The sequence below is a fragment of the Rhodococcus sp. CX genome (assembly GCF_015865005.1).
Classification (GTDB): Bacteria; Actinomycetota; Actinomycetes; order Mycobacteriales; family Mycobacteriaceae; genus Rhodococcus.
Genome location: NZ_JADZGH010000092.1, coordinates 1 through 7048 on the forward strand (window position 1 = coordinate 1; position 7048 = coordinate 7048).

The window sequence follows — 7048 nt, forward strand, 5'->3', positions numbered from 1 at the left end:
GGCACTCTGTACGGCGTCAACATCGAGTCCGACGGCAGCAACGGTGTGCAATACGGCGGTGGCGCGGACGGGGCTCTCGACTTCCCGCAGGTGTGGCATTGGCCCGGCGCCACGATGGGCGACGACCCGTCGACCGAGCGTCGCGGCATGACCGGCGAGGACTCGTCGGCGGGGCGCGCTGTCGGCGTCACTGACTCGGGTGCGGTGATGTCCACCGATGGGCAGCGGGTGTTCGTCACGAACTGGCCCGACACCCTCGGCGGCAGCAGCAAGGCCGAGGAGAAGCCTGCCGACGAGCGCAAGCCGATCCTGACCGCCGGACTCAAGGTGTTCGAGAACGGTGGGCTGCGGGCCCCTCAGGACGCGTTCATCGCCGGCGACGGCGCCGAGCTCGTGCACTTCGCCGAGAAGGGCACCGGCGGCGAGGGATACATCCCGCTCGCACCGTCGAAACGCCCCCGGTCGGTGGCGATCACCCGCGAGATCGCCAACCGCTTCGGGTTCGAGCTGGTGCCGATGGCCGACGGTGGCCTCACCGGCTTCGGTGGATACGGCGGCCGCAGCCCCGCGTCGTTCGACGTGCCACTCACCCCGGACGGCTGGGCCGGAATGTCCGCGAACAAACGCCGGGCCACGATGTACAACCTAGCCGCCCTCGGGATCGGCGGAGCGTTCGCGCTCGCCTCCGGGTTCGACGCAGACGGCCGCTTCACCGGCCAGTTCGACACCGGCGCCAACTCGCATCCGGCGCTGGAGAAGGGCTTCCAGATGCTCGTCGAGAAGCTCGAGGAAATCCGGGCCGTTGCCGCCAACCCGGACCCCGTGGACGTGCAGGTCGACGTGGACCGCGGCGCCGGGACCGCCAACCTCTCGATCATGAAGGCAGGGATGTAGATGGCGAGGCGGTACGTCCTCGAATGCGAAAACGGGCAGGTGTGGGACTTCACGTCCTCCACCTGCCCGCTCTCGTTGCGCACCGATCCGACCGGCCTCGAAGGCGCGGAGTTCGCGTTCGACGACCAGAAGAACGTCGACCAGGCCGGCGTCACGTGGCGGGCGCGCATGGACGAGCCGAACCTGATCGGCCTGGACGTGAAGATCGCCGTACCCGACCCGGCGGCCCGGGTACGGACCGCGCAGCAGTGGCGGCAATCCCTGGGCCGCGGCAAGCAGATCCACCGGTTCTGGACGATCACCGACGAGGCCGGTCGCCGCTTCCAGGATGTGCGACTGGCGTCGAAGCTCGGGCCACTGAACTACACGCTGCTCCGCAACGCCGGGATCGTGTTGTCCGACCCGGTGATGTTGCGCTCGGACGAATCGTGGTGGCGGCGAGTCCCGGTCGTGAAGACCTTCACCCCGGCCGACTTCGCGACCGCCGCGGTACGCACCCACTCCGACGAGCCGGTGTGGCCGCACCTGCGGATCACCGGCCCGATCACTCTCCCCACGATCGGCTGGATGGGGGAGACCGTGCCGCTGCCGACGATCGCCGCCGGGGACTACCTCGACATCGAGACCGACCCGGACTGGTTCCAGATCAACGACAGCACCGGCGCCGACCGGTCGTGGGTCGGCCGCCGCTGGTACAAGCAGATCCCCGCCGGCCGACTCACCGTGCCGATCGCCATCACCGGCACCGGCACAACCTCAGCAACGAAGGTGGAGATCACCGTGCCCCAGCTGCACTGGGCGGCCCTGTGACGGCCGCGTACACGCCCGGCTATCCCCGCCCCACCCGCGACGACGTCACCGGATTCGACATCGAGATCGGCCAGCCGGACGCCTTGTCCTGGCGGCCGCTCGGTGGGTACATGACCGCCGAATTCGAATGGCACTGGTACCTGCCCACTTCGGCGGTGATCCAGATCAAGCCGGATCATCCGATGGCCGCGTACCTGGTGAACTGCCGGCGCCGCGTCATCCACGTGCGCACGTACCGGAACGGTATCCCGTGGGATGGCCGGATCATGCGCGCGAACATCAAGGGCAAGCCCGGGCGTGAGGTCATCACCCTCTACTGCATCAGCAACCTGATGTGGCTCCTCCGGGCGCTGTGCTGGGTCAACAACCTCACGCCGCCAGAGTTTCAGCTCTCGTTGACCGGCAAGCAGAACGTCAAGTGGGGGCCGCCGGACTTCGTGTTCAAGGCGTACATCGCCGAGACCATGACCCGGCTACGGAAACCGGTCTACGCGAAACTGCCGCTGCGGTACACCGTCCCGGAGCTGCCAGATCTCGACGACATCGACACCCTCGACGACCTGCTCGACATCGTCGCCGACGCACTCGACGACCTGTGCGTGTTGCAGGCCCGATTCACGCAGCTCGACGAACTGTTCAAGCAGACCGTCGAGACCCAGGAAATGGGCCTGTCGTGCCACCTGTGGACGCCGCTCGACGGGCCGTCGCCGACGGTGTTCAACACGACCAGCCTGTCGCAGCTCCAGTCGGTGTTCGACTACACGTCCGACAACTTCCTGAACTTCACCAACCCCGGAAACATCCTCGGCCTGGCGAATCCGGACGACTGGGGGAAGATGACCCGCGCCGGGTACGTCTTCGACACCCACGCCAAACGGGACATGCGCAAGATCCAGTTCCGGCTGGACTCCACCCAGGTCGAGTACTACGAGCGGGACGTCGAGCACGCCGACGCACACAAGGTGGCAGTCGGCGGCAAGGCCCCGGAGATCATGAACCAGGCCATCGAGTGGGGCGCCAACTTCGCCCTCCAGCTCATCCTCAACGCCTTGTTCCCCGGCCTGAACCTCGGCACGATCCTCGTCGGCGACCTGTTCGACAACGTGTTCTTCGCCTACCAGCAGTTCTGGGATCCAGACCTCGAGGACGACCTCGGCGAGCACGGGTTCGGTGAGGTGTTCGGCGACAACACCGCCGCATGGTCGTTCGACTCGTTCGCGGTCGGGCAGGCCCAGCTGAAGAAGCACTCCGGGGCGGATGCGGTGAAGATCCAGCTCTCGTCCGGTGCCGCTGGCCGCGGCTACTGCATGGGCGTCGACGACGGCACCGGCCGCCGCTACCAGGTCGGGGACATCGTGACCCTCTGGGATCGCGGCGTCGAGATCGAGCAGTGGATCTCCGCAGTGAAGATCTCCGACCGCGGCGACGGCCGGAAGGTCGAGACCGTCACCTTGGGCGAGGACAGGGCATTGAAGGACGGCTGGGAGCGCGTGATCGCGCATCTGCAGAGCTTCGCAGGTACCGCCCGCGGTATCGCCAACAGCGTCTAGGAGGACGCCATGTCATTCCGAAAAGCCTACGGCTACACACACTCCGAGAACGGGTGGCGGATGTGCAACCGCGACGAATGTGTCGTGGCGAACCCACTGCCGCACACCAACACCGCACCGATCCGAGCCGGGGACGCCGCGACGATCCTGAACGCATGGATCATCTGGTACCACCGTAACGTCGAGCCGCTCACCTCCCCGGTGTGGGGCTGGTCCAACGAGAATGCAGTCGGCAACTCGAACCACCTGTCCGGCACCGCGGTCGACATCAACGCCCCGAAGTACCCATGGGGCCTGCGGTCGATGCCAGCCGCTCGCATCGCGAAGGTGCGCGAAGGCCTGCGTCTGTTCGAGGGTTCAGTGTTCTGGGGTGCCGACTGGGGCCGTGCGGATGAGATGCACTACCAGATCGGCTGGCGTGAGGGCGATCCCCGTGTTGCCGTGTTCGCTGCCAAGCTGAACGGCGGGCACCTCGGGATCTACACCCCGGGCCCGGCCGCGCCCGCACCGGCGCCCGCGCCGACAGCGTCGCGGCCGACGATCTCCCGCGGCTCCACCGGCGACCACGTGCGCTACCTGCAGACGCTGCTCAATCGCGCGTACCCGCTGTATTCGCGGCTGGTCGTCGACAGTGACTTCGGCCCCGCAACCGAGAGCGTTGTGCGGGAATTTCAGCGACGCGCAGGCCTGGTCGTCGACGGTGTTGTCGGCCCGGCCACCTGGCGTCGGCTTGGTGTCTCGTGACACGGCTCGCCATCGTGGCCGCCGTCGTTCTGTCCCTCACCCGTTGGGGCCGGTTGCATGCGCGGATCCTGCGCGCTGACCGCTCCGAGCGCTACCCCTCGTAGGAGGCACCCATGTCGGACGGAAACGTCATCGACATCATCACCAGGCAGGTCGTCGAGAAGGTCGCCGCCGAAGTCGACGCCCGTATCGATGCAGGCGTGAAGATCATCACCGACGAGGTGCAGCATCGCGTCGACGGATACCTCGCCGGACTACCGCAGGACGTCGAAGCGGAGCTCGTCGTCGATCCTCCGCCCGCCAAGGCGGACGCCCGAGATCGGGCCTGGCGCACCACCGTCCAGGGTGCGGTCGCCACCGTGCTCATCGCGGTACTGCTGGCGCTCGCTGACCTGCTCGGCACCGGCACTCTCGACCTTGCCACCAGTGGCGCATGGAAGGCCATCGCAGGCACCGCTGGTGGTGCCGCGCTCATGGCTGTCCTCGCGTACGTGCAGCGCCTCATCAGCCCCCCGAAGGAGCGCTGATGGGGGAGTGGCTGCTTGCGCTGTTCTCGCCAGAGCGGATCCAGGCGTTGGGTATCGCAGCAACGAGCCTGCTGACTGCGTGGATGACGCGGCAGGCGGCAGTCATCAAGCGGCTACAAGCCGAGGTCGCCGAACTCAAGGCGGGGCGCGCAGAGGATCAACGGAAGTTCCGGCGGGCGATCTGGCTTATTCGCGACTTGCTGTCGTACGCGACTGCTCTCGAACTGCTGATGGAGCGGCACATCCCTCATGTGACCTCGCCGCAGCGTCCCGAGATTCCCGCCGAGCTGCTCGAGGAGGTGTGACGTGGAGAAGCTCCCACGCAAGCGCCCGTCCGGTCACACAGACCCGATGGCGTTGATCGCTCAACACCTGCCGGGGCTGATCGTCCAACGCATTAACGACATGATCGCGGACCTTCTCGACGCTCTCGACGGCGCGACCGGCGGATTCTTCAACCTTGATGCGATCGCTGACCGGCTGCGCGGCACCGAGTCCCGACTTGAGCGTGAGGTGGTGCGCCTGGACAACCGTATCGACACGATCGCCGACGAGATGGGATTGGTTCAGATCGCGACGTTCGGGTTCTCTGGTCGGTGGTGGAAACCGGCGGGTGCGTACGGCGACATCGTTTTGGACTGTATCGGCGGCGCCTCGGGTGGTGGCCGGTCGAACAACGGAGGCTCCGGTGGTTCCGGTCGTGGTGGTCTCGGCGGCTACTCGGGCGGATGGCAGAAGGTCATCATCCCGTACGACGAATGCCCTCCATACATCGACGTCGTCGTCGGAGAAACGGCGGCGGGAGCGACATCCGACGGCGGCCCCGGCGCGACCGGCAAGACGACCACCTTCTACGCCCCAGACGGGACGATCCTCGCCCAGGCCACCGGTGGCGACTCAGCAAACAAGGCGTACGGTGCCGGAAATTCCACGTACCGCGTCCGCGGTGGACTCGGGTCCAACATCGGTAGCGACACCCCGAACGCCAAGGGCGGATCCGGCAGTTTCGATCCGGGTGGCCTGGGAGGGTCGTACGGCGGCGGAGCTGGGCAGGCAGGCGCGAGTGTCCCTGCTGCAAAGGTCGGCGTCGGATCCGGCGGCGGTGGTGGTGGAGCAGCTGGTCCAACCGGTAACGGCGGCGCGGGCGGCGAAGGCGGTTGGCCGTCCGGCCCGGGCGGCGGTGGGGGTTCGTACACCTCGTTCGGTTTCGCCGGCAACGGCGGCATCGGAGCAGCCGGTGCCGGGTATATCTCGACGCGTATCAGCGACACCCGCATGATGCCGCCCTCTGTCCCTGATGGCCTCGCGGCAACCGCCGTCACCGGCACGGGAGCAACGATCACCTGGACACCCTCGACCGACGACTTCGGCGTCGACCAGTACGAGGTTCTCCTCGGCACGACGGTCGTCGGCTACACCGAGACCGCCAGTCTCCCCCTCACGGGGCTGAGTCCGTCGACGGCGTACGCGGTGAAGATCCGCGCGGTCGACGACAACGGCAACTGGTCGGACTTCTCGACCGCCCTCAACTTCTCCACTACCGCATAAGGAGCGCCCGTGCACACTGCTGTGATGGTCGCCGACGGGCTCGGCGGATGGGCCGGGCCCGCGACCTTGTATCGCATCGATTGGCCGATCAACGGCAAGGATCACCTGCTGGTGTTCCACCAGCCCGCGATGTACGGGCAGCCAGGGCAGCTGGTCGTGTTGCTGTCGGATGAGAACGCGCGCGTGAAGGACACGCGCCCGCAGCCCGGCTCGCACACCACTGACGATCCGAACCACCACTTGGCGCTGCAGCTCGCCGGGGGCTACCGGATTGTCGAACCGGAGGCCGCGGCATGAGCGGCTACACCCCGATCGTCGAGCCGCTGATCCTGACCCGCGGCGCCGACTACGTGCACCGCTACAACCGGCACCCGAACGACCCGCCGTTCCCCGACTACACCACCGCCGAGATCGTCATCACCGACGGCACCGAGGTCGGCTCGCCGGTGATCGCGACGTGGCCCGCGCTCGAGGTCACCGCGGACTACATCGAGTTCTGGGTGCAGTCCGAACAGGCCGACCTGATCGACGAGGGCCTGACCTACCAGCTGTACCCGCACTATCCGGTCGAACCGCCCGCCACCGACACCCTCGACTTCTGTTGGTACGAGGGCCAGATCGAACGCACACCCCGCTAGGAGCACCCCATGAAGATGGCCACCGACGTCCGTGAAGCCCTCGCGGTCGAGCTGTCGAGCCTCGGCGCGACGTTCTCGGCGCACACCGCCGACCCCGGCACCACCGGAGCATCCGAGGTCACTGGCGGCAGCTACGCCCGCAAGACCCTGACCTGGACGCCGGGAGCGTCCGACGGTGATGTGATGGGCTCGGAACTCGAGTTCGACATCCCCGCCTCCACGACCGTGACCCACATGTCCTGCTGGAACGGCTCGACGTTCCTGTGGTCACATCCGCTGGACAGCCCCGCACCGTTCACGACAGCTGGGAAGTTGCGTGTTCCCGTGACGCTGCGGG

The 7048-nt window shown here is 67.2% G+C and carries 10 protein-coding genes; all 10 read left to right on the forward strand.

Annotated elements, in window-relative coordinates:
- A partial coding sequence (locus I0Q12_RS09955) for a hypothetical protein (RefSeq protein ID WP_197251769.1) occupies positions 1-894 on the forward strand: 894 nt, incomplete at its 5' end.
- A complete protein-coding gene (locus I0Q12_RS09960) occupies positions 895-1704 on the forward strand; it encodes a hypothetical protein (RefSeq protein ID WP_197251770.1) in 810 nt (269 codons plus the stop codon).
- Positions 1701-3254 (forward strand): hypothetical protein, encoded by a 1554-nt coding sequence (locus I0Q12_RS09965; protein WP_197251771.1) that lies wholly within the window; start codon positions 1701-1703, stop codon positions 3252-3254. The genes I0Q12_RS09960 and I0Q12_RS09965 overlap by 4 nt, the downstream gene beginning before the upstream one ends.
- A gap of 9 nt (positions 3255-3263) precedes the next feature.
- Complete coding sequence (locus I0Q12_RS09970; protein ID WP_231610389.1) at positions 3264-3998, forward strand: peptidoglycan-binding protein; 735 nt, start codon at positions 3264-3266, stop codon at positions 3996-3998.
- A 113-nt stretch (positions 3999-4111) separates the two neighbouring features.
- On the forward strand, positions 4112-4525 hold the full coding sequence (locus I0Q12_RS09975) for a hypothetical protein (RefSeq protein WP_197251772.1): 414 nt from the start codon (positions 4112-4114) through the stop codon (positions 4523-4525).
- A complete protein-coding gene (locus tag I0Q12_RS09980) occupies positions 4525-4830 on the forward strand; it encodes a hypothetical protein (protein WP_197251773.1) in 306 nt (101 codons plus the stop codon). The genes I0Q12_RS09975 and I0Q12_RS09980 overlap by 1 nt, the downstream gene beginning before the upstream one ends.
- Before the next feature lies 1 nt (position 4831).
- Positions 4832-6073 (forward strand): fibronectin type III domain-containing protein, encoded by a 1242-nt coding sequence (locus tag I0Q12_RS34850; protein ID WP_197251774.1) that lies wholly within the window; start codon positions 4832-4834, stop codon positions 6071-6073.
- Positions 6074-6097: 24 nt separating this feature from the next.
- On the forward strand, positions 6098-6370 hold the full coding sequence (locus tag I0Q12_RS09990) for a hypothetical protein (protein ID WP_197251775.1): 273 nt from the start codon (positions 6098-6100) through the stop codon (positions 6368-6370).
- Positions 6367-6711: a hypothetical protein gene (locus I0Q12_RS09995; RefSeq protein WP_197251776.1), complete on the forward strand. Its 345-nt coding sequence runs from the start codon at positions 6367-6369 to the stop codon at positions 6709-6711. The genes I0Q12_RS09990 and I0Q12_RS09995 overlap by 4 nt, the downstream gene beginning before the upstream one ends.
- 9 nt (positions 6712-6720) lie before the next feature.
- The coding region (locus I0Q12_RS10000) for a hypothetical protein (RefSeq protein ID WP_197251777.1) at positions 6721-7048 on the forward strand (328 nt) is incomplete at its 3' end.